Origin of the sequence: Enterovirga rhinocerotis, from assembly GCF_004363955.1 — a bacterium.
Classification (GTDB): Bacteria; Pseudomonadota; Alphaproteobacteria; order Rhizobiales; family Beijerinckiaceae; genus Enterovirga; species Enterovirga rhinocerotis.
This window is the reverse complement of the sequence record NZ_SNZR01000011.1, coordinates 2088043-2111182: the sequence shown is the minus strand read 5'-3', so window position 1 is coordinate 2111182 and position 23140 is coordinate 2088043. Positions and strand designations below refer to the sequence as shown.

Genomic DNA, 23140 nt, shown 5'->3' with positions numbered 1-23140 from the left:
GAACGCAGTTGGAGAATATCGGCGTCTACAATGCGGGTTCGGGCTCGGACAGCTTCGGCTTCCGCGGCCTGAAATCCGTCTCCTGGAACCTGGAGGCGCCCGCGCTCGTCGAGCAAGCCCTCGCCCGGCGAGAGGCGAGCCTCATTCACGGCGGCGCGCTCGCCGCGGAGACCGGGATCCACACCGGCCGGTCGCCGAAGGACAAGTTCATCGTCCGCGATGCCGACACCGAGAGCGAGGTATGGTGGGAGAATAACGGCGCCATCACCCGCGAGCAGTTCGACCTGCTCCTCGCCGATTTCCGCAAGCATGCCGAGGGCAGGGACCTCTTCGCGCAGGACCTGCACGGCGGGGCCGATCCGGCCCACCGCGTCAAGACGCGGGTCTATACCGAATATGCTTGGCACTCCCTCTTCATCCGCAATCTTCTGATCCGGCCCGACGCCGCCGACCTGCCCGATTTCAAGCCGACGCTGACGATCGTCGACTTCCCGAGCTTCAAGGCTGATCCCGCCCGCCACGGCTGCCGCTCCGAGACGGTGATCGCCTGCGACTTCACCAACAACATCGTCCTGATCGGCGGCACCTCCTATGCCGGCGAGATGAAGAAGTCGGTCTTCACCTATCTGAACTACACCCTGCCGACGAAGAAGGTGATGCCGATGCATTGCTCGGCCAACAAGGCCGAGGACGGCTCCTCCGCCATCTTCTTCGGCCTCTCCGGCACCGGCAAGACGACGCTCTCGAACGACCCCAACCGCCCGCTCATCGGCGACGACGAGCACGGCTGGAGCAATGCCGGCATCTTCAATTTCGAGGGCGGCTGCTACGCGAAGACCATCCGCCTCTCGCGCGAGGCCGAGCCCGAGATCTTCGGGACGACGGAGCGCTTCGGCACGGTGCTCGAGAACGTGGTCTTCGATCCCGTGACCCGCGTTCCGGATTTCGACGACGCCTCGAAGACCGAGAACACGCGCTGCGCCTATCCGATCCACTTCATCGCGAATGCCTCGGAGACCGGCCGCGCGGGCCATCCGAAGAACATCGTGATGCTGACGGCCGACGCCTTCGGCGTGCTGCCTCCCATCGCGAAGCTGACGCCCGCCGAGGCGATGTATCACTTCCTCTCCGGCTACACGGCGAAGGTCGCCGGCACCGAGAAGGGCCTGAAGGGACCGGAAGCCACCTTCTCGACCTGTTTCGGCGCTCCCTTCATGCCGCGCCATCCCTCCGTCTACGGCAACCTGCTGCGCGAGCTGATCGGCCGGCACCACGTCGATTGCTGGCTCGTGAACACGGGCTGGACGGGCGGTGGTGTCGCGACGGGCGGCCGCCGCATGCCGATCCGCGTGACGCGGCGGCTGCTGACGGCGGCCCTCGACGGCTCTCTCGCCAAGGCCGATTTCCGGCGCGACCCCTATTTCGGCTTCGCCGTTCCCACCTCGGTGCCGGGCGTCGAGCCGCACATCCTCTACCCGGTCAAGACCTGGCAGGACAAAGCGGCCTTCGCCGAGACCGCCAAGCAGTTGCTCGAGATGTTCCAGCAGAACTTCAAGCGCTTCGCCGACCATGTCGACGCGGACGTCCGGGCGGCCGAGCCGCACATGTCCATCGCGGCCTGACGCGGGGAGGGAGACATTCTCCCTCCTCATCCTGAGTCGCTCGGCCCGCACCCCGGGTGTTCCCGAGATGCGCTCCGAAGGGCACCCAAGCCGGCAACGGTCGACTTGGGTGCCGAGCCTCGACCGACCGACGATCGGATGCGTGCCGCGAGGGCGACCGTCGGTCGCCGCCTCGGCATGAGGAACGTTATGTTTCCCCCGCGTCGCCTTCAGGGTGGCGGCGATGAGCGATAGCCGGGAGAGGGCGAGGCGCTTTCGCAGGACGCGCCTCCTGGGGATCATCTTCCTCGCCTACGGCTTCGCCGCCTATCTCGTCGCGCCGGAGCTGTGGAAGACGGCGGAGCGCTTCTGGGGCGGCGCACAGAACCCGATGCTGACGCAGACGACGGCCGGCATTCCGGGCGATCCGATCAATGTCGGGCTCGTCGGGGACAAGGCCGCGGTGATCCGCGCCTTCGCCGAGGCGGGCTGGGACACGGCCGATCCGATCACGCTCGCGACCTCGGTCGAGATCGGGCTCGACGTCCTCTTCCGAAAGCCCTTTCCCGACGCGCCGGTCTCGACCCTCCTGTTTCAAGGGCGCCCGCAGACGCTGACCTTCGAGAAGGAGATCGGCACGAGCCCGAACCGCCGTCACCACGTGCGGTTCTGGCTGATGCCCGACAAGCAGGACGGGCGCGACACCTGGCTCGGCTCGGCGAGCCTCGATGTCGGATCGGGCGTCAGCCACGATACGGGGCAGATCACGCACCATATCGGGCCGGACGTCGATGCCGAGCGCGATCTCGTCATCGCCGACCTGACCGCCGCCGGGGCGGTCGAGCGCAGCTACGAGATCCCCGGCTCGGGCGCGACGCAGGACCGCCGCAACGGCGGCGGGGACCGCTACTTCACCGATGGAGAGGCGAAGATCGCGGTCCTGAAGCCCTATCCGTGAGGGATGGCTCCGGGCCTATTTCTTCTCGAAACGGGCCTGCATGCCGTGGCCGTGGATGCGGGCCGAGAACACGATCTTCGCGCCGGCGGCGAGCGGAGCCGCGAGCGGCCCCTTGAGCTGGTTCGGCTCGGAAGCGGCGAGGCTCACCGTCGCGTTCTTGCCCCCCTGCGTGACGATGGCTCGGCCGGTGAGCCCCTTGGTCGCCATGGGCTTTCCGTCCTCGTCCTGGATGTAGAAGGTCAGTTCCGTATCGGAGGCGACCATCTCGATCGGGTGGCCGTCGGCCGAGGCCATCGCGCCGCCATTGGGGCCGGTCGCGGGGAGGGCGACGGTCTTGCCGCCCTTCGCGGGACCGTGGGCGAGGGCCGCGAGCGGCGTTGCGACCGCAAGAGCGGCCGCGAGGGTCAGGATCGGGAAGCGCATGGTTCTCTCCTTGGGATGATCGTCAGAAGGCTTCGGCCGGGGTGAGGCCGGCGGCCCGGCTCTCGGCGAGCCGCTCGAGCGACTTGCGTCCGAACAGCAGGAACAGGATCGGCGTCAGCACGGTGTCGAGCAGGGTCGCGCTGATGAGGCCGCCGAAGATCGTGACCGCGACCGGGTGCAGGATCTCCTTCCCCGGCTCGTCGGCCCCGATGAGGAGGGGCACGAGCGCGACGCCGGCCGAGAGCGCCGTCATCAGGACCGGCGTCAGCCGTTCCAGCGAGCCCCGGATGACGAGTTCGCGGCCGAAGGGCATGCCTTCCTGCAGATGCAGGTTGATGTAGTGGGCGACCTTCAGGATGCCGTTCCGCGCCGCGATGCCGGTCAGCGTAATGAAGCCGACCATGGAGGCGACGGAGAGCGGCTGGCCGACGATCCAGAGCGCGGCGACGGCCCCGATCAGCGCGAGAGGGACGCTGCAGAGGATGATCAGCGCGTAGACGGCCGATTTGAAGCGGCTGTAGAGGATCGCGAAGATCAGCCCGAAGGACAGGAGGGAGAGGACGCCGATCGTCCGGCTCGCCTCCTCCTGGGCCTGGAAGTTGCCCTCCAGCGCGACGGCGTAGCCGGCCGGGAGCGTCGTCTCGGCGATCGCGCCGCGGATGTCGGCCACGATCTTCGCCATGTCGGTCTTGCCGTCGCTGTTGGCCTGGACGGCGATCCGGCGGCGCGAGTTCTCGCGCAGGATCTGGTTCGGCCCGTCCGTCTCGCGGAACTCGGCGACCTGCCGGGCCGGCACCCATCCGGTCGGCGTCTCGATCAGGAGGTCGCCGAGGCGCTGGGTGGTGCGCTCCGAATCCGGCAGCCGCATCACGACGTCGTAGCGCCGGAAGCCATCGACGACGCGCGAGACGACGCTGCCGTTCGACAGGCGGCTCAACTGGTCGACGACGACGGCCGGCTGGATGCCGTAGAGCGAGGCCCGGCCGTAATCGACCCGGATCTCGAGCTGCGGGATGCGAACCTGACGCTCGACCTGAAGGTCCGTGATGCCGGGAATGCCGGCCATCTTCGCGCGCAGGCTTTCGGCGAGGGAGCGCAGGGTGTCGAGGTCCTCGCCGAAGATCTTGAGGGCGATCTCCGCCCGGACGCCCGAGAGCATGTGGTCGAGCCGGTGGGAGATCGGCTGGCCGACATTCATCGCGACCGGGAGGGAGGAGAGCCGGTCGCGGACATCGGCGATGAACTCGACCTTCGGCCTCGCTCCCGGTTTGAGGTTCACCTCGATCTCGGAGACGTGGACGCCTTCGGCATGCTCGTCGAGCTCGGCGCGCCCCGTGCGGCGGCCGACCGTCGTCACGTCCGGCATCTCCGCGATCAGCTTCTCGGCGATGGCGGCGACGCGGCTCGATTCGGCGAGCGAGATGCCCGGCTGGAAGGTGACGTTGATCGTGAGCGTGCCCTCGTTGAAGGGCGGCAGGAAGGCGCGCGGCAGGAAGACGGCGCCGATCGCCGCGACGACCACCGCCGCGGCGGCGAGGCCGATCACCCGCTTCGGCATGCCGAAGACGGCTTCCAGCAGCGCGCGGTTGCCGCGCTTCAGCCAGGCGATGAAGCGGCTCTCCTCGCGGTGCTTATGGAGGATGCTCGGCAGGAGGTAATAGGCCATCACCGGCGTGAGGGTGATGGAGACGACGAGGCTGGCCAGGATCGAGATGATGTAGGCCTGCCCGAGCGGCGCGAAGAGCCGCCCCTCGATCCCCGACAGCGCGAAGAGCGGCACGAAGACGAGGACCACGATCATCGTCGCGTAGACGATGCCGGACCGCACCTCCTGTGAAGCGCGCACGACGATGTCGAAGACGGGTTCGGGCTTCTCGCGCTCGCGGTTCTCCCGCAGCCGCCGGAAGATGTTCTCGACGTCGACCACGGCGTCGTCGACGAGTTCGCCGACCGCGATGGCGAGGCCGCCGAGCGTCATCGTGTTGATGGACAGGCCCGCGAAATAGAAGATCACCGCGGTGGCGAGGACCGAGACCGGGATCGCGGTCAGCGAGATCGCCGTCGTCCGGACGTTCAGCAGGAACGCGAACAGGATGATGGCGACGACCACCACCGCCTCGACCAGCACGCGCTCGACATTCGAGATCGAGCTCTCGATGAAGTTCGCCTGCCGGAACATGATCTGGTCGGTCTTCGTGCCGGCGGGCAGCGTGGCGCTGATCTCGCGGAGCGCCTGCTCGACCTCCTCGGTCAGCTTGATCGTGTCGACCGATGGCTGCTTCTCGACGGAGATCGTGACCGCGGGGCGGCCCATGAACCCGGAATCGCCGCGCTTCGTCCGGGCGCCGAAATCGACCGTCGCGACCTGGTGCAGATAGACGGGGCCGGTCGCCGTGCGCGCGACCACGAGGCCGCGCAGATCGTCGAGGCTGAGCGTCCGGCCGATATTGCGGATCAGGTATTCGCGCGAATGCTGGTCCGTGAAGCCGCCGCCCGCATTGGCGCCGAAGGAGGCGAGGGCCTGCTCGACCTGCGGATAGGTGACGCCGAGCGCGCGGAGCGCCGCCGGCTGCGGAGCGATCCGGTACTGACGCACCTCGCCGCCCATCGGGATGACCTGTGCGACGCCCGGGATGGAGAGGAGGCGCGGCCGGATCGTGAAATCGGCGATGTCCCGCAACTCCATCGGCGAGAGCGTGTCCGAGGTCAGGGCGACGAGAAGGATCTGGCCCATCAGGGACGAGACCGGTCCCATGCTCGGGCTGACCGTCGGCGGCAGCTGCGACCTCAGCATCGCGAGGCGTTCGGCGACCTGCTGGCGGTTCCGGTAGATCTCCGTGTCCCAGCCGAACTCGACATAGACGATCGAGAGGCCGACGCCGGAGACCGAACGGACGCGCGTGACGCCCGGCAGGCCGTTCATCTGCGATTCGATCGGGAAGCTGACGAGTTGCTCGACCTCCTGCGGCGCGAGGCCTTCGGCCTCGGTCATGATGGTCACGGTCGGACGGTTGAGGTCCGGCAGGACGTCGACGGGCAGCTTCGTGACCGAGAACAGGCCGAGCAGCACCAGCGCGCCGGAGAGCGCGCAGACGAGGAGGCGGTTCCGGAGCGATTGGGTGACGAGGAAGGTGAACATGGCGCGTTCACCGGACCTGATTGAGCAGTTCGGCGCCGTCGGTCACGACGCGCTTGCCCGCCCCGATGCCGGCCGCGACGATGACCCGCTCGCCGTCCAGCGGGTCGATCCGCACCTCGCGTGGCTCGAACGTTTCGGGTGCGGTCTTCTCGAAGACGAGGCTCTGGCCGTTCCCGCCGCGCACGATGCTCGCCCGCGGGACGGCGATGCCCGCCTTGCCGTCGGCGCGGCTGGCGGTGACGGTGACGAACTTGCCGATCCGCAGGCCGGAGGCGTCGCCCTCGATCGCGAAATGGACCGGGACGGCCTGGTTTCGGTCGGCGAGCCCCGCGCCGAGCAGGCGCAGCTTGAAGGCATCCCCCGTCGCCAGGCGTCCGGTCGCATCGCCGAGTTCGGAGGGGGCCTCGAAGCTCAGGGCCTCCACCAGGAGCCGCTTCGGATCGATGACCTGGAAGACGATCGCGCTGGGCTGGGCGATCTGGCCGGCGACTGCATTCACCTCGGCGACGATGCCGTCGATCGGCGAGATCAGCGCTTCCGGCGCCGTCCGGATCCGGTCGAGGCCTTCCCGGCGCTCGCGCAGGCCGCGCAGTTCCTCCCGCGCCTCGTCGAGCTGGACCTGGCTGACGATGTTGCTCTTCGCGAGGGCCTGGAAGCGCACGACGCGCTTCTCGAGGATGGCGATCTGCTGGTCGAGCTCGCCCTGCCGCTGCATCATGTCGGAGCTGTCCACGAGCTGCACGGGCGGCGTCGCGTAGGCGAGGATGTCGCCCTTCTTCACCGGCGCTCCGAGCCGGGGAAAGCCGTCGGGCGGCGCGCTGAGGCGCCCGCCCTGGGCGGACTGGACGAGCCCGCTGCCGTTCGGATCGGCGATGATGCGGCCGGGCAGTTCGACGGCGGTGCGATGGGTCGCCTCCTCCGTCACGAGGGTGCGCACCGCCAGGAGGTGCTGCGTCGGCTTCGGGACGAAGAGATTGCCGTCCTGCATCCGCTGGGCCTGATCGCGCGAGCCGAGCTTCGGCCCCGATGCGGGCGTCGCGGCCTCGTGATTGCCGTGGGCCCGCACGAGCGTGACGGGGGTGGCGAGGGCGAGGACGGCGACGAGGGCCGCGGCGGAGCGCGAGCGGCGGCGCAGCAGGAGGGCGACGACGATGCCGGCGAGGAAGCTGCCGATGGCGACGGCGAGCACGCCGTCCTGCCCGACCCGCTTCCCGATCTCGGTCGCGAAGGCGGGCGTCGTGAACCACGACGTCTTCGCGGTGGGAGCGGCGGCGCCCTCGGGCTCGTGGATATCGAGCATGACGGGGAAGACGTCGGTCGAGCCGTCCGCCGTCACGACGATGGTGATCTCGTGCTCGCCTGCCTTCTCGCTCCACGGCGCGGCGATCCGGTAGCTGCCCGGCTCGGTCGCGCTGGCGGTGCCGGTCGAACCGTCCGGGGCCTCGACCTCGACGGTCGCGCCGGAGACCGGCTCGTTGGTGGCGAAGCGGTCGAGATGGATCGTCAGCGTGCCCGAACGGGCGACGGCGACGAGTTCGAGCGTGTCGGTGACGGACGAGCCACGAGGCGCGATCGGGGTCGCCGTCGCCGGCTGGTCGCCGTGATCGTGCCCCTCATGGGCATGCGCGCCACCCCCGCCGAACGGGGCGGTGGCCAAAACGGCCGCCATCAGGGCGGCGCGGACGAGAAATCGCATCGAAACCATCTCCACCTGGACCGGAACCGCCGCGGCACGTGCGGCGGCATGGGGCGCACGGGGCGCCCCGTTCGTCAGGCGGAGGGTCTCGGGGGCTCGGGCAGGCGCTCGCGCACCGCGTCCGGCGGAGCGGTACGGTCAGCGGCGATGATCGGAGAGCCGCGAAGAGGGAGCTTGGTCGCGAGGCCGGTGGCGGCTGGGATGGCGGAGACGTGCCAGGTCCAGCAGCAATCGGGATGGGCTGCCGGCGTCGAGGGGCCCGATCCGTCGGGCGACGCGGAGAGATCGGCCCCGCTGTCGGCGGCGGCGAGCGTCTCGCAACCCGCATGGGCGGAGATCGATCCGGCGGGCGGCGCCGCGTCCCGGACATGGGAGGCGTGGCCCGGACCGGCATGGTCGTGACCGGCATGCGCGTAGGCGCTTCCGATCGGAGCGAGGGCGAGCATGACGGCCGAGACCAGCGCGAGAAGTCGCGCCGTCGCAAGCCGCATCTGCCCGGACCATGCCATGAGGACATGCGATACGGGATTCGGGAGATTTCCGCCACGGCCGTCATCTGCGGCACGTGCGCCCGCTCACCCCGACGCCGTCTTGCGGGCGTCTTTTGCAGGTCCGATAGGCGGGATCAGCCCCGGAGGATGCCATGCCGCGCCTGTTCACCGCCCTCGAAATCCCCGACGCTGCGGCGGACGCGCTGACGATGCTGCGCGGCGGCCTGCCGGGTGCGCGCTGGATCGACCGAGAGAACTATCACGTCACCTTGCGCTTCTTCGGCGATGTGGACGGAGCCACCGCGCGCGATCTCTTCGCGCTTCTCGCCGAATCGCGGCGGCGCGGGCCGATCGACGTGACCCTCGACGCTCTCGGCAGCTTCGGCGGGGACAGGCCCCGGTCCCTGTTCGCCCGGGTCGCCCCCAGCACCGATCTCGCCCGCTTCCAGACGGCACAGGAAAAGCTGGCACGGCAGGCCGGGCTCGAGCCCGAGGGCCGGAAATACACGCCGCACGTCACCTTGGCGCGCCTGCGCGACGTGAGGGCCGCCGAGGTCGCCACCTTCATCGCACGGGCCGGGTTCTTCCCGACGCTGCGCTTCACGGCGGAGCGCTTCGTCCTGCTCTCCTCCCGGGATTCGGTCGGCGGCGGCCCCTACGTGATCGAGGCGGCGTATCCGTTCGATTCGGTTCAGCCTGCGATGGCCGCGGCTCCGGCCTGGTAGCGGCGACCGGCTCGCCGTCGTCGGCCGGGCGCCTCAGCCCGGCGCCTCAGCCCGGCGCCTTGTCCAGCAGGGTGTCCGCCTCCGCCCGGAGCTTGCGGCTGTCGTCCGTCCGGTCGGCCTCCGGAAGCCCGTCGAGGAGTGCGACGGCCTCCCGCAGCAATGCGTCGTCAGGCGCCAGCTTGGCGACGGCGATGGCCGCTCCGGCGAGCTCGATGCGGCGCTGCGGGCCGCCTTCGCGGGCAAGCCGCTCGCGCCGGAGGGCGAGGAGCGCGCGATAGGCGTCGAGCGACCGGGCCGTGTCCCCGAACGCAGCACCCATCCGCGCGCTGACGTCCAGGACGTAATCGAGAAAGCGCGGGCCGCGCGGATCGCCCATGGCGACGAGGTCGCGCAGCACGGACACCGATTCGTCGAGCGCCGCGAACGTCCCCGCGCGGTCGTCGAGCCCGCCCTTATGGGCACCGATCTGAAGGAGCGCGGTGCCCAGGAGCGCGCGGAGATTCGCCTCGCCGGGACGGAGCACGATCATCCGGCGAAGGACGCCCGCCTCTTCCTCGAAGGAGGCGAGCGTGCCCGCGTCGTCGCCGGCTTCGGTCTGGATCTGCGCGAGCGCCCGCAGCAATTCCTGAAGGAGCTGCATCGGCTTGACGTTGTCGGGGTCGAGCTTCGCCAGGGCGCGCGCGAGGACGAGGCCCTCCTGGCGCAGGGCGAGCCCCCCTGCGGCCTCGCCGGCCCGCTCGCGGGTCTCGGCCATGTCCCGCAGGGCGATGGTGAGGTCGGTCTTGGCCTCCGCATTGTCGGGCTGGGTTTCCGCGAGCCGCCGCGTGATGGCGAGCCGCTCCTCGAAGGCGGCCCGCGCCGCGGGCTCCTCGCCCATCTCGCGCCGCACGGCCCCGATCTCGGCGAGCGCGATGGCCAGCGAGCGCTGGTTGCGCAGATCGAGCGAGTTCCGGGCGACCAGCCCGCGGAAGATCTCGAGCTGCTCGGAATGGACCTTCAGAGCGGTCGGCCAATCCGACAGCGCGCTCGCACCCTCGCCGCGGAATTCGAGGGAGATGGCGAGCGTGCGCTGCCGCTCGGCGTTCTGCGGGTCTTCACGGACGAGGCGGCGCTCGATCGCGACCGACTCGTCGTAGCGCGCGATGGCCTCCCTCGCCCGGCCGAGCCGCGCATCGAGCTTGCCGAGATTGCCGAGCATCGATGACAGGCCGCGCTGCATGCCGGGGCTCGCCGGAAACTCGTCGGCCAGCGCGCGGGCGATCCGTGCGGCCTCCTCGTAGGACGTCGCCGCGAGGTCGAGATCGCCGCTCTCCATCCCGAGATAGCCGAGATTGAACAGCGCCTTCGCGAGGCCGTCGCGGAGCGCCGCCGATGTCGGGTCGATCCCGAGTTCGCGGCGGGCGACCTCGACCTGCTCCCGATACGCGTCTCGTGCGCCGCGATAATCGCCGAGGGTCAGCCGGGCGTCGCCGAGCCTGTCGAGCGGGACCATGACGCGTTTGCGCAGTTCCGGGTCGGCGGCCCCGCGCTGCGCTCCGATCCGAGCGAGCCGGAGCGCCTCCTCGAAATGCTGGCGGGCGCGTGAGACGTCGCCGCTCTGCGCGTCGATCGTGCCGCGGGTCACGATGACGATGCCGAGGTCGCTTTCGACGCGGACGTCCTCGGGCCGCGTCTTGGCGAGGTCGCGCAGGATGGCGACAGCGTCGTCCGCACTGGTGCGAGCGGCCGGGATGTCGCCGATTCCGGCATACATGCGGGCGAAGTTGTCGAACATCGCCGCCCGCGTGCGCAGCAGGTCCGGATCGCCCGGCGACGTGCCGGCGAGCTTGTCGGCCGCCTTCCGCACCGTCGAAAGGATGGTGCGGAGCGAATCGAGCCGCATGCCGGAGACGTCGGACAGGCCCTGGACCACATCGAAGACGACGCCGCGCACGGCCTCGCGCGCGACGCCGAAATTGGTCTGGGCGAGCTGCGTCTGCTGCCGCGCGATCGTCCATTGGAACAGGGCGCCGATGGCGACGAGGGCGAAGATCACGGCCGCGGCGCCGGTCAGCATCTGTGCCCGGCCGGCGCGGGCGCGCGAGGCGCGGACGAAGGCCCGGGTCTCGGGCGCGATCTCCTCTCCGTAACGGGCGACCACGTCCTCCGCTTCCGCCAGCGGCAGACCGCGCGGCAGCAGAAGGTCGGCGCGCCGGTTCTCCTCCCAGCGCAGGCGCCGCCGCTCGATCTCGCCGTGGATGCGGTAGAAATCGGCGCTGCCCTGGACGATCTCGCGCGTTCGGCCCCAGTCGGTCAGCACCCGCTGATGGGCGAGGCGAACGAGGCTGCCGTCGCCGGTATCGGACAGCGTGAGCAGGCGGGCGCCGACGAGGGCCGCGACGAGCGCCCGGCGCGCCTCGTCGGGCGCGATCTCGGCGAGAGGCCTCGGCGTCACGGTGAGGGTGCCGGCGAGGCCGCCCTCGGTCTCGAGCCGCGCGAGCGAGCGCGTCAGTTGCGGCAGGCTCCTCACGGCTGCCGGCGACAGGCCCGCCAGGGCGCGTTCACCCACCTCGTCGATGATGCCCGTGAGGCCGCCGAGCCCGGCATAGACGTCGAAGGGAAGGACGGTCCGCTCGCCCTCCGGATTCGCCTCCTCTCGCCGCCCTTCGTAGAGGCGAGCGAGGGCGAGCTGGACGAGCGGCAGCATGTCCGGTCGGTCGGCTTCCGCGAGGAGGCGCTCGTCGACGCTTTCTCCGGTGGCGGGGTCCGTGCCGAAGACGAGGTCGGCGGCCTCGGCCGGGCGCCGCACGATCTCGGCGAGTTCCGCGGGACCGGGCGGGGCGAGATCGTAGGTCGCGCCCGCCTCCTTCAGCGCCTTGAGGCCGGGATGCTCGAGCATCGCGGCGTAGAGGTCGGCCCGCAGGGTCGCCACGATCCAGACCCGGCCCGTCGCGGCGAGCGCCGTGAGCGCGGCGACGAAATCGTCGCGCGAGGCGGGATCGAGGCTCGGCGCGAAGACTTCGTCGAGCTGGTCCAGGACGACGACGAGATCGGCCCTGACGGGGCGAGCCCGCTTCTCCCGGGCCTGTTCGGCGGCTCCGATGGCATCGAGTGCATCGACGACGGCCGCCGCGCCCGCGGCCGGATCCGACGCGAGGAGGGAGGCGAGAGCCGTCGCGTCGCCGAGGCCGCCGGCGGCGAGTTCGGGCAGGGCGGGGCCGCGTCCCTCCTCGGCGGCCGGCAGGTCCCGCACATCGGTGAGAAGGCTCGCGGCGAGCGCCGTGAGCGGGCCGTCGGGGCTGTCGCCCGGCCGGAACGAGGCCGCCCGCCACAGATCGACGCTCTCGATGACGCCCGGCGTCGTCACGCGAGGCAGGAGGCCCGCCTTCGCGAGCGAGGACTTGCCCGAGCCGCTCGCGCCGACGACGAGCAGGACGGGGTGGCCCCGCTCGGCCACGTCGCGCCATTGCTCGACGGCGCGCGCGACATCGCGGCCGCGGCCGAAGAACACGGCGGCATGACGCCGGCCGTAGGATTCGAGGCCGGGGAAGGGCGAGCCCTTGATCGCGTCCGGCCAGGCGAGGATGCGTCCCGCGGCGACCTTCTCGGTCAGCCAGCGACGCAGCAGGTGCTCGATCTGGTCGTCGAGATCGTCTTCCGTGGCATAGGTCTGGAAGGCCGCCCGGAAATGTCCCTCCGGCGTCAGGAACCAGCGCTCGAAGAAGCCTTGCAGGCGCCGCCATTCCTGCTCGACCCGCTCCCGGTCGGGATCGTCGATGGCGGGGCGAGGCGCCGAGCCGGTGTAGCGGTAGACGAAGACGTCCGGCGTCTCCGCGCCCTGCCTGCGGGCCTCCATCGCGGTGAGGAGCTCGTAGGCCGTGCCGCTGGGATAGGTCTCGCCCGTCGGCATCCGCTCGAAATCGGGAGGCAGCTCCGTGCCGAGCCGCCACTTGAACAACGTCAGGACGAGGTCGCATTCGACCGATTGCGGGATCTGCGCCTGGAAGGTCGCGTGGGCCTGATAGGTCTCGGTCTCCCAGCGGATCACGTCGATCCGCGCGCGGCCGGCGCATTCGCCGTTGAGGCGGCTCACCACGCCCGCGATGCGCCGGCGCTCGATCGCGACGTCGCCGGGCGAGGACAGGAAGAGGCGGAAGACGCGCTCGCTCATTCTCTTCGCCGACGATCTTCCACGCGCTCGACCCCGTCCGGCTCCCTCTCTACTGTGCCTGCATTGCTCGTGTGAGTCCTCGACGTTGCGGCCATGAGACGAGGCAGGCGCCCGTGATCACCCTCCACCACGCGACCGATACGCGCTCGTTCCGCGTCCTCTGGGCGCTGGAAGAGCTCGGCCTGCCCTACGAGCTGCGGATGCTGCCCTTCCCGCCGCGCGCCCTGGCGCGCGCCTATCTCGACGAGAACCCGCTCGGCACCGTGCCGCTTCTCGTCGACGGCCACGTCCGGATGACCGAGTCGGCGGCGATCTGCCACTATCTCGCGACGCGCGACGGGCAGAGCCCGCTCGCGCTCGATCCGGTCGAGGCCGATTACGGCGCCTACCTGAACTGGCTCCATTTCGGCGAGGCGACGCTCACCTTCCCGCAGGCGATCGTGCTCCGCTACGGCCGGTTCGAGCCCTCGGAGCGGCGCCTGCCTCAGGCCGTCGCCGATTACGGCCGCTGGTTCACGGCGCGGCTGCGGGCGGTCGAGAGCGCTCTCGGCGACGGGCGCGAGACCCTGTGCGGCGACCGCTTCACGATGGCGGACGTGTCGGTCGGCTATGCCCTGCTGCTCGCCGATATCACCGGTCTCGCCGCCGGCTTCACGCCGGGTGTCGCGGCCTATTGGGAACGCCTTGCGGGGCGCCCGGCCTATCGCGCCGCGCGCGAGGCGCAGGACAGGGCCGGGCGCGAACAGGGCGTCGCGGCGACCGACCTGCGAGCCGGCTGAGAGGCCCGCCGACGCTCGCGGGCGCTTCCGGTGTAGCTCGGGCAATCTTCGGAAGATCTCAGGATCGACTTCGAGATGGGGTGTTGATCCGAGTATCGGCCTCGAATCTGTAGATCATGATAGTCGATGGTCTGAGATGGCAAGTATTCGCTTTGCCGACGCCGTCGCCCGTGCCATAGCTTGCTCCTCCATGTCGAAGGGGGTCTCGATGCGCTGGTTGCTGTCAGGTCCGGCTTTGCTGCTTGTCGCCGTTCTCGCGGGACCGGCCTGGGCGCGGCAGGTCAATCTGCCGTCTGGCAATCCGATCGCGGGGGTCGACATCCCGGGCGATTGGAAGACCAGCGCCACCAGGCGCGGGGTCGAGGTCCGCAGCCCCGACGAGGAGGTCTTCTTCTGGATCGAGGTCTACCTGCCGGCCGACCAGGCCGCCGTCTCGGGTGAACACGAGCGCTATTTTGCCAAGCAGGGCGTGAAGGTGACGGGCGAGCCCACGATCTCGCGGAGCGAGGAGGGAGGGGTCAAGGTCCAGGCGACGGCCTTCCCGGCGACCTGGAAAGGCGATCCGACCGTGCTCCGGTATCTTGCGATCAATCCGGGGCTGCCGTCGGGCAACCTCGTCCTCATCTCCTATTGGGCCTCGCCGGACGGCGACAAGGCGCATGACGCGGCCTTCGGCAAGATCCTGCGCAGCCTCGGGCCGCCGAAGTAATCGGCGCCGCGCAGCCGGGCGAAAGCCTCGCCCCAAAAGCCTCGCCTCATGTGAAAAGGGCCAGCGTTGCCGCCGGCCCTTTTTCGTTGCGCTGGAGATGTCCGGGATCAGGCCCCGTCGGCCGTCTGCTCCGCCGCCTCGGCGGTCGGTTCCGCCTTGCGCGTGCGCCGGCGGCGCGGCTTGATCCCCGTGGCCTCGCCTTCGGCGGCCTCCGCCGGAGGGGGAGGGGGGGCGAGGCCGGCGCTCTCGGCGACCTCGTCGACGCTGATCGGCGGCCGGACGGGATTCGTCAGGAAGGCCGGCAGGTTCGTGCCCGCCTGATCCTCGTCGCCGCCCGCGGCATCCTCGTAGCGCGGCTCGCGCTCGCGGCGTTCGGCCCGGCCCTCGCGGGGCGGACGCGCCTCGCGAGGCGCATAGCCCTCCTGAGAGCCTCGCTCGTCACGCGGAGCCCGCTCTTCCCGGGGTGCGCGGTCTTCGCGCGGCGCGCGCTCTTCCCGAGGCCGGTCGTCGCGCGGCCCGCGGTCGTCCCGGGCCTGGCGATCGCGCCGGTCCTGATGCGGGGGACGGTCTCCGCCCTGGCGATCGTAGCCGTTCTGACGGTCGTAGCCGCCGCCCTGACGCTCGTATCCACCGCCCTGGCGGTCATACCCGCCCTGGCGCTCGCCGGAGCCGTTCTGCGTGTTGCGGTCGTAGCGCTCGCCGTTCCGGTCGAAGCGCTGGCGGCTCTGGTTCTGACGGTCGCCGCGGTCGTAGCGGGATGGCTGGCCCTGCCGGTCGCCGCCCTGGCGTTGATCGAAGCCCTGTCCCCCCGGGAAGCCGCCGGGCTCGCCGAACTCGTCGCCGGGGCCGCCGGGAGCGCCGAATCCGCCGTCCTCGTCGCCTTCCTCGCCGTCCTCGTCACGCAGCCCGCCTCCGAATTGCTGGCGATACTGCTCCTGCGCGGCGGCGATGAGTCGGTAGTAATGCTCGGCGTGCTGGAAATAGTTCTCCGCCGCGACCGGATCGCCGCTGGCCTGGGCGTCGCGCGCGAGTTGGGCGTATTTATCGGCGACGTGCTGCGCGGTGCCGCGGATCTTCACGTCTGGTCCGTTCGATTCGTAGCTCCGTGTGAGCGGATTCGGACCCTTGCTGCGGCTGCGTCCGCGCATCCGCCTGTTCTGACCTGGTCTCATCGATCTCTTCAGACCTTCGCTGGTTGCTCTCGCAAGCGCGAGCCGTCACGCGGTCCGGACTCGCCGACCGCGCTGTCCTGTCCACCTCTGCGCCGATCAGCCGTTCCGGCCCACGATCGCCCATCAGTGTCGGATTCGAATGGTCATGCCGGACATCCCGTCTCTCGGCTTGACCGCAAACATACCCCCGACGGCCTCGGCTTCCCGCTCGGAGCGCCGCCGTGAACCTGAAGCATTGTCGTTGACAGGCTGTAAACTAGCGGCTCGCCGGGCGGGCAACAAGCGATTTTTGAGCCTAGCCCTCGGAAATGCATTGGATTTCTCGTCGCAGTGGCGCGACACCGATGCTGCAAATCGTACGATGCGGCCGGATGCGGCTGCCTGACTTCGGGAAAATGGTGCTTCGCCGCGCGAGTCGCAAGGCGCCGTCGCGCGCATCGGCGGTGCGGTCCGGATTGACCAAACCGCCTCTGCCGGCCTACCCCATGGGGAAGGCACCCGTAGCTTAGTTGGATAGAGCACCGGAATTCGAGTCCGGGGGTCGCACGTTCGAATCGTGCCGGGTGCGCCATCTCGCCAGGATCGACGATCCTCCGCGCGCTCTCAGATCAGATCTGCGCGATCGAACCCCGCGATGCTGTTCAGCCCCATGAGCCGCACGGCCTCGTCGGCCGTCCCGTCCGAGCCGTTCGTGCTCCAGAACAGCCAGCCGTCGGTCGTGCCGGCGACGAAGACCGCCTTCACGCCTCCCGTCATCGCGGCTTCCGCGGCCTTCTTCAGGGCGGTGAAGCCGGAGGACGCAAATTCGACCTCTGCATAGGCTGCTTCCGGCGCACTGCCGCTGAAGATGTTGAGGTCGATCCGATCCTCGCCCGTGGCGAAGTCGAAGATCGCGTCGGCCCCGTCTCGCCCCGTGATGGCGAGGCTTTCGCCTCGCACGAACAGGAAAGTATCGGCGCCCTGCTCACCCCAGAGCCTGTCCGAGCCGAGGCCGCCGCGTAGGACGTCATCGCCGGCTCCGGCCCGGATCGTGTCGTTGCCGGCTGCCCCGTAGAGCAGGTTGTTGGCGCCGTAGGCCGTGATCGCGTTGTCGAGCTCGTTGCCCGTCAGGTTGGCGTTCGCCGCCGTCTCGACCGACCGCAGATTCTCGATGCCGCTGCCCGTCTTGAGCACGAATCCGCCTCGGGACACGACGAGATCGATCCCGCTCTGGCCGCTATCCATCACGATGTCGGCGCCGTCGACGTAGTAGGTGTCGCCATCCTCGCCGCCGTCCAGATCGTCCTTGCCGGCACCGCCCGTGAGGCTGTCGCGGCCGGCGCCGCCACGAAGCGTATCGTCGCCGGCACCGCCATCGAGGATGTCGTCCCCGTCGAACCCGAACAGGTGATTGGCGCCCCGGTTGCCGATGATCACATTGGCGAGTTCGTTCCCGCTGCCGTCGATCGCGGCCGTTCCGGTCAGGGTCAGATTCTCGACGAACCGTCCGAGCGTGAAGCTCACGCTCGCCTGGACGAGATCCCTGCCGCCGTCGTCGATCCCGGCCACGGTGTCCTCGCGGACGGTGTCCCCGACGATGCCGAAGAAGGGGGTATCCGTGCTGATGTCGTCGACAACATAGATGTCGTTGCCGGCTCCGCCGAACATCGCGTCCGCTCCGGTCCCCCCGTCGAGCGTATCGTTGCCGGCTCCGCCGATGAGGGTGTCGTTGCCGCCGCGTCCCGCGATGAGGTCGGCGCCGTCTCCGCCGCTGATCTCGTTCCAGGCGTCGCTGCCGGTCAGGCGGTCGGCGCCTGCGCCGCCGATCAGGTTCCAGATCGAGAGGAGCTTGTCCACGCCGAAGCCGCCGCCGACGCTCTGGGCGGCCGTCGAGCCGAGATCGACGCGCAGGCCGCCTCTCGCCGCGCTATAATCGACCGTGTCGCCGCCGCCGCCGCCCGAATAGAGATCGTTGCCGACCCGGCCGACGAAGATCTCGTCGTCCGCCGTGCCGCCTACCGTCACGGTCGCGCCCTCGAAGAAGAGCGTGGCCGTGTCGAGGCCAAAGAGCTTCACCTTCTGCTCGGGACCGTTCGGCGACGTACGGACATAGATTTCGGTGAAGACGTCGCCCTCGGTGAAGGGGTCGGACTGCCGGATTCGCGTGACCGTCGCGCCACGATCGTTGAAGGTGATCGTCTCGCCCGGCGCGATATCCCCGAAGGTCGTGTTGTCGAGCGCCGCGATCGTTCCGTGGAACCAGTCGAGACCTTGACGACCGTAGAGAATGTCGGCGCCGAGGCCGCCATCGATCGTGTTGGCGGCTTCGTTGCCGAAGATCCTATCGTTGAACCGGCTGCCGACCGCCTTCTCGATCAGGGTCGAGAAGGCGATGCCGAGATTGTTGGTCCATTCGTAGGGAAGATACTTCTGGTTGTCGAAGGCCTGTTCGATGAAGCGGGACGACATGCCCGGATAGGCAGCCTTAGCCGCCGCGATCTGGTCGGCCTTCGAGAAATAGCCGAGGTCCGAGGAAGCTCCGGGGCGCATGTCCAGGCGCGAGCCGCGGCTCAGGGCCGAGAGGTCGATCGTATCGGTGCCGCCCGCATCGTAGATCGCGCGCCGGCTGAGGGTCATCTCGTCGGTGATGCGGTAGATGTTGGTGCCCGCGGCCGTGGCGAGGTCTGCGCCGTATCGGCTCTGGATCGCGGCGATGTCGAGCACCATGGGCGTCGCTGAGTCCACCCTGCCGTAGGAATAGCCGGTGGCGCTGAAGGAGACCCGCCATTCGAACGAGCTGTTGTAGCTCATCAGCGTATAGGCCGTGCTGTCGAACTCAGCCGACAAGACCGGCCACTCGTGCGGGTGCTTGAGACCGAGCGTATGGCCGATCTCGTGCAGGAGGGCCATGTAATCGTAGCTGCCTTCCGCGTAGAGCGATCCCTTGTTGGCCGTATCGACCCAGATGTCTCCGGGCTTGACCGAGCTACCTCCGGCATAGGGCGGGATATAGGCGTAGCCCCAGGTTCTCACATCGGCGATGTCGGTATAGGCGATGCGGATGTCGCCGTAGGTGCTGCCGTCATCGACCTGCACCAGGGACGTGGCGATGTAGCTATCCCACAATTCGATGGCGCTGACGAACCGTGCCGCCTGGGCTGCCGTGAACTCCGAATAGGATGCGCCCGCGGCAGCCTCCTCGTAGCCGGGGATCCACGAGGTCCCGCCATTCGGGATGCTGTAGGTGATGACGCTGCCGCTCCAGTAGTAGTCCGAATAGAGCAGGCCTCGGTCGATGAGGCTCTGCGTGATGTCGGGGAGGACCATATGCGGCAGTCCCGGGCGCTGAAGTCGGCGCGATCACGCTCGGGGCGCCCGGAGAGCGTGTCGAATTGTCAGTATTCCTCCGTCATCGACTTCGAAAGCGCTGTGGTCGTGGACATGCGTCATGGATCCGACGAGTCGCCCAAAGGACACAATCGTTGGTCGCTGCCGCGCTGCGCGCGGGATCGTCAGATCAGATCCGCGCGATCGAACCCCGCGAGGCTGTTCCGGCCCGTGAGGCGCACGGCCTCCTCGACGGTGCCGTCCGAGCCGTTCGTGCTCCAGAACAGCCAGCCGTCTGTCGTGCCGGCGACGAAGACGATGCGCTGCGAGCCCGACATGGCGGCCTCGGCGGCGTTCTTGAGGGCGGTGAAGCTGTCCGACGCCACCTTCACCTCGGTGTAGAACGCCGCCGCGGCCGAGCCGCTGACGATCGCGAGGTCGATGTGGTCGACCCGCGTCGTGAAGTCGTGGATGATGTCGGTGGCCCCCGCCACGGCGAGGCTTTCGCCCTTGGCGAAGACGAAGGTGTCCGCCCCGGCCTCGCCGTAGAGCCTGTCCGCCCCGAGGCCCCCGCGGAGGGTGTCGTTGCCGGCTCCGGCCCGAATGGTGTCGTTGCCGGCGAGGCCCAGGAGCACGTTGTTGCCGCCATAGGCGGTGATGGCGTTGCCGAGTTCGTTGCCGGTGAGGTTTCCCGACGTCGCATTCGTCGCGAGCCGGAGGTTCTCGATGCCGTCGCCGCCCTTCAGCGAGAAGGTCGAACTCGCGATCACGGTGTCGATGCCGCTCGCGCCCCTGTCGCGAACGGTGTCGCTCGCATCGACGTAATAGGTGTCGGAGCCGTTCTCGCCATCCATGTCGTCGGCGCCCGCGCCGCCCGTCAGGGTGTCGTTTCCGTTGCCGCCGCGCAGCAGATCGTTGCCGGCGCGGCCGTCGAGCCTGTCGTTGCCATCCTTGCCGTAGAGGCGGTTCGCGGCATCGTTGCCGATGATCGTGTTGGCGAGGGCGTTGCCGGTGCCGAAGATGGCGCCGGAGCCCGTGAGGGTGAGGTTCTCGACGAAAGCCCGGAGCGTATGGGTGACGCTCGCCTTCACGAGATCGATGCCGCCATCATCGGTCCCGGCGATCCTGTCCTCGCGGACGGAATCGCTGGCGGCATCGACGATGTAGGTGTCGTTGCCCGCCCCGCCGAACATCCGGTCGGCGCCCGCGCCGCCGTCCAGGATGTCGTTGCCCGCCTCGCCCCACAGGATGTCGGCGCCGTTGCGGCCGAGGATGGTGTCGTTGCCGGCGCCGCCCCAGATCGTGTTGGCGGAGGCGCTGCCCGACAGCCTGTCACTGCCGGTCCCGCCGCGCAGGTTCTCGATCGAGAGCAGGCGGTCGCTGCCGAAGCCGCCGCCGACGCTCTGGAAACCCGTCAGCGCGAGATCGACCGTGAGCGCGCCGGAGGCGGCCGCGTAATTGACCGTGTCGATCCCGGCCCCGCCGTCATAGGTCTGGTTCCCGGCCTGGCCGACGAAGGTGTCGTTCCGGTCGGCCTCGCCGAAGGTGATGGTGCGGCCCGAGAAGGAGACGCCGCTGACGCCGCCCGAGACGGTCATGGCGAAGGACTGCACCGAGCCGCCGGCGCTCGCCCGATACGAGACCGTCAGCGTGCCGGAGGCGAGCGAGACGGCGGTGATCGAGGCCGTCGAGCCGTCGAGCGTGATGGTCTCGCCGTTCGACAGATCGGTGATGCGGTCGCCCGCGAGGGCGGCGGCGGTGCCGTGGAAATTGTCGCTGCCGCCACCGCCCGTCAGCACGTCGCGGCCGAGGCCGCCGCCGATCCGGTTCGCGGCGCTGTTGCCGATGATCGTGTCGGCGAAGGCGCTCCCCATGGCGTTCTCGATCACGGTCGAGAAGGCGATGCCGACATTGCGCGTCCATTCGTAGACCGCGACGCCCGGCTGGTTGAAGCCGTTCTCGATGAAGGACTCGAAGCCGGGAAAGCGCGCCTTCGTGTCGGCGATCTGGTCGGCCTTGGCGTAATAGGCGAGGTCCGAATAGGAGCCGGGGCGAAGGTCCAGCGTCGAGCCACGGCTCAGGGCCGAGAGGTCGATCGTGTCGTTGCCGCTCGCATCGTAGATGGCCTGCCGGGCTTCGAGATCGGCATCGGTGAAGGCGTAGGTCGTGGAGCCTGCGCCCGTCTGCGTATCGGCCCCGTAGCGGCTCTGGATCGCCGCGATGTCGAGCACCATCGGCGTCTTGTCGGCGGTCGGCGCCTGCGACCAGAAGATGCTGCCGCCGCCCCCGCTGAAGATGATCCGGTGGTCGGCCGGCGTGTAGCTCATCACCGTATAGGCGTGGTTGTCGTATTCGGCCGGCAGTGTCGGCGTCTCGAACGGATGCTTCAGCCCGAGCGCGTGCCCGATCTCGTGCAGGAGGAGCTGGAAATCCTGCGTGCCGGTGGCGAAGCCCGATCCGGTCCTGGTCGTGTCGATCCAGACGTCGCCCTCGCGGGCGGAGGAGCGGTTGCCCTGGAAGGGCGGCGCGTTGGCTTGGCCGCCGACCTGCGGATCGGCGATGTCGGTGAAGGCGCCCCGGATATCGCCATAGGTCGCACCGTCATCGACCCGGACCATGGAATTGGCGATGTAGCTGTCCCACAGCTCGATCGCGGCGACGAACTGGGCCGCCTGGGCGGCGTTGAACTCCGAATAGCCGGTCGTCGGTTCGGACGAGCCGTAATTCGAGGCCCAGAGCGTGTCGCCGTCGGGGACACTGTAGGTAATCGTGCCGGCCGGCCAGTAGAAGTTCGGGTAGAGAAGCCCGTTATCGATCTGCTGCGGGGTGATCGAGAGCGTCGCCATGGCATCAGGCCTCCCGGAACAGGCGCCGCGATGCTGCGCGCCTTTGCGGTTCAATACAGTCGGACATCAGTCGAGCGAAGATGACGGATGGTTCAGATGCGCGTGTTTCGAGATGATGGCGTGCGGCTTCTTTTTTCCGTCCGGTGACGGACCGGCCCGCGCGGGCCGGCCCTCTCGCGTCGGGCGCATCGGGACGGTAGATGGCGCAAGAGGCGGGGCCGTCATCCCGCCGCACGGAGCGACGGCTGGATGACGAGACCGCCCGGGCCAAGGAGCCCCGCCTGATGGCTTCGGTCGCCCTCGACGGGATCATGGCGGGGCTGCGCCGCGAGCCCTCCCGCACGGGCTCGCTCGTGGTGACGATCTTCGGCGATGCCATCGCGCCCCGTGGTGGATCGGTCTGGCTCGGCACGCTGCTCGCCTTCTTCCGCGGTGTCGCGATCGAGGACGGTGCCGTCCGCACGGCGATGTCGCGGCTCACGGCGGATGGCTGGCTCGAACGGCGGCGGGCGGGGCGGAACAGCTTCTATCGCCTAGCCTCGCATGGCCGGGCCACTTTCGAGGCCGCGACGCGGCAGATCTACGTGCCTCGCCATCCGGTCTGGGATGGCCGCCTCACCTGCCTCGTCGTCTCCGATCGCGAGGCCGGGGCGGCTTTGGGCGAGACGGGTTTCGGCCAGGCCGTCCCCGGCCTCTGGATCGCGCCCGGGACGCCGCCGGTGCCGGAGGCGGCATCCGCCGCGATCCGCCTGGAGGCGAGGGTCGATGCGGCGGCCCGGCGGCGCCTTGCTGCCGAGGCCTGGCCCGTCGACCGGATGGCGGCCTCCTACCGCCGATTCCTCGACATGTTCGCCCCTCTGCGCGACGAGATCGCGGCCGGGCTCGTGCTGACGCCGTCCGAGGCCTTCGCGGCGCGGATCCTGACGATCCATTTCTATCGCCGGGTGATCCTGCGCGATCCGGGCCTGCCTCTCGACCTCCTGCCCGAGCACTGGCCCGGAGAATTGGCGAGGCGGCTTTCGGCCGAGCTCTATGCGATGGTGCTGGAGCCCTCCGAAGCCTGGCTCGACGAGAACGGGCTCGACGAGAACGGACCGCTTCCTCCGGCGGGCGACGTGCTGCGCCGGCGGTTCCAGGAGGAATAG

The 23140-nt window shown here is 69.5% G+C and carries 14 protein-coding genes and 1 tRNA gene; 7 read left to right on the top strand and 8 right to left on the bottom strand.

Annotated elements, in window-relative coordinates; all coding sequences use genetic code 11:
* Positions 1–8: 8 nt before the first annotated feature.
* Positions 9–1622, top strand: coding sequence for a phosphoenolpyruvate carboxykinase (locus EV668_RS10670; protein ID WP_133769718.1), 1614 nt, complete (start codon positions 9–11; stop codon positions 1620–1622).
* Positions 1623–1845: 223 nt separating this feature from the next.
* Positions 1846–2559: an LssY C-terminal domain-containing protein gene (locus tag EV668_RS10665; RefSeq protein ID WP_133769717.1), complete on the top strand. Its 714-nt coding sequence runs from the start codon at positions 1846–1848 to the stop codon at positions 2557–2559.
* Between the two features lie 15 nt (positions 2560–2574).
* Here the strand turns inward: EV668_RS10665 and EV668_RS10660 are convergent, their stop codons facing one another.
* The 4 genes from EV668_RS10660 to EV668_RS10645 all read right to left on the bottom strand — a co-directional run bounded on the left by EV668_RS10660 (position 2575) and on the right by EV668_RS10645 (position 8326).
* Positions 2575–2982 carry a hypothetical protein gene (locus EV668_RS10660; protein ID WP_133769716.1) on the bottom strand — a complete coding sequence of 136 codons (408 nt, stop codon included), beginning with the start codon at positions 2980–2982 and terminating at the stop codon, positions 2575–2577.
* A gap of 22 nt (positions 2983–3004) precedes the next feature.
* Positions 3005–6121, bottom strand: coding sequence for an efflux RND transporter permease subunit (locus EV668_RS10655; RefSeq protein WP_133769715.1), 3117 nt, complete (start codon positions 6119–6121; stop codon positions 3005–3007).
* Positions 6122–6128: 7 nt separating this feature from the next.
* Complete coding sequence (locus EV668_RS10650) at positions 6129–7817, bottom strand: HlyD family efflux transporter periplasmic adaptor subunit (protein WP_133769714.1); 1689 nt, start codon at positions 7815–7817, stop codon at positions 6129–6131.
* Between the two features lie 74 nt (positions 7818–7891).
* Positions 7892–8326: a hypothetical protein gene (locus EV668_RS10645; RefSeq protein ID WP_133769713.1), complete on the bottom strand. Its 435-nt coding sequence runs from the start codon at positions 8324–8326 to the stop codon at positions 7892–7894.
* Positions 8327–8460: 134 nt separating this feature from the next.
* On the opposite strand from EV668_RS10645, the gene thpR reads away from it, so the two are divergent.
* Entirely contained in the window at positions 8461–9033 is a 573-nt protein-coding gene (gene thpR, locus EV668_RS10640) for an RNA 2',3'-cyclic phosphodiesterase (RefSeq protein WP_133769712.1), read from the top strand.
* Positions 9034–9079: 46 nt separating this feature from the next.
* On the opposite strand, the gene EV668_RS10635 is transcribed toward thpR, so the two are convergent.
* Complete coding sequence (locus EV668_RS10635; protein WP_133769711.1) at positions 9080–13183, bottom strand: nSTAND1 domain-containing NTPase; 4104 nt, start codon at positions 13181–13183, stop codon at positions 9080–9082.
* 113 nt (positions 13184–13296) lie between these two features.
* Between EV668_RS10635 and EV668_RS10630 the strand changes: the two genes are divergently transcribed.
* Entirely contained in the window at positions 13297–13962 is a 666-nt protein-coding gene (locus EV668_RS10630) for a glutathione S-transferase family protein (RefSeq protein ID WP_133769710.1), read from the top strand.
* Positions 13963–14170: 208 nt separating this feature from the next.
* A complete protein-coding gene (locus tag EV668_RS10625) occupies positions 14171–14671 on the top strand; it encodes a hypothetical protein (RefSeq protein WP_133769709.1) in 501 nt (166 codons plus the stop codon).
* A gap of 107 nt (positions 14672–14778) precedes the next feature.
* Here the strand turns inward: EV668_RS10625 and EV668_RS10620 are convergent, their stop codons facing one another.
* Positions 14779–15819, bottom strand: a complete 1041-nt coding sequence (locus tag EV668_RS10620; protein WP_133770172.1) for a DUF4167 domain-containing protein — start codon at positions 15817–15819, stop codon at positions 14779–14781.
* Positions 15820–16337: 518 nt separating this feature from the next.
* Here EV668_RS10620 and EV668_RS10615 point away from each other — a divergent pair.
* Positions 16338–16414, top strand: a tRNA-Arg gene (locus EV668_RS10615).
* A gap of 32 nt (positions 16415–16446) precedes the next feature.
* Here the strand turns inward: EV668_RS10615 and EV668_RS10610 are convergent.
* Together EV668_RS10610 and EV668_RS25585 are read right to left on the bottom strand one after the other, a co-directional pair.
* Positions 16447–19149: a M10 family metallopeptidase gene (locus EV668_RS10610; RefSeq protein ID WP_133769708.1), complete on the bottom strand. Its 2703-nt coding sequence runs from the start codon at positions 19147–19149 to the stop codon at positions 16447–16449.
* 185 nt (positions 19150–19334) lie between these two features.
* Positions 19335–21995, bottom strand: a complete 2661-nt coding sequence (locus tag EV668_RS25585) for a M10 family metallopeptidase (protein ID WP_133769707.1) — start codon at positions 21993–21995, stop codon at positions 19335–19337.
* A gap of 284 nt (positions 21996–22279) precedes the next feature.
* Between EV668_RS25585 and paaX the strand changes: the two genes are divergently transcribed.
* Positions 22280–23140 (top strand): phenylacetic acid degradation operon negative regulatory protein PaaX, encoded by an 861-nt coding sequence (gene paaX / locus EV668_RS10600; RefSeq protein WP_133769706.1) that lies wholly within the window; start codon positions 22280–22282, stop codon positions 23138–23140.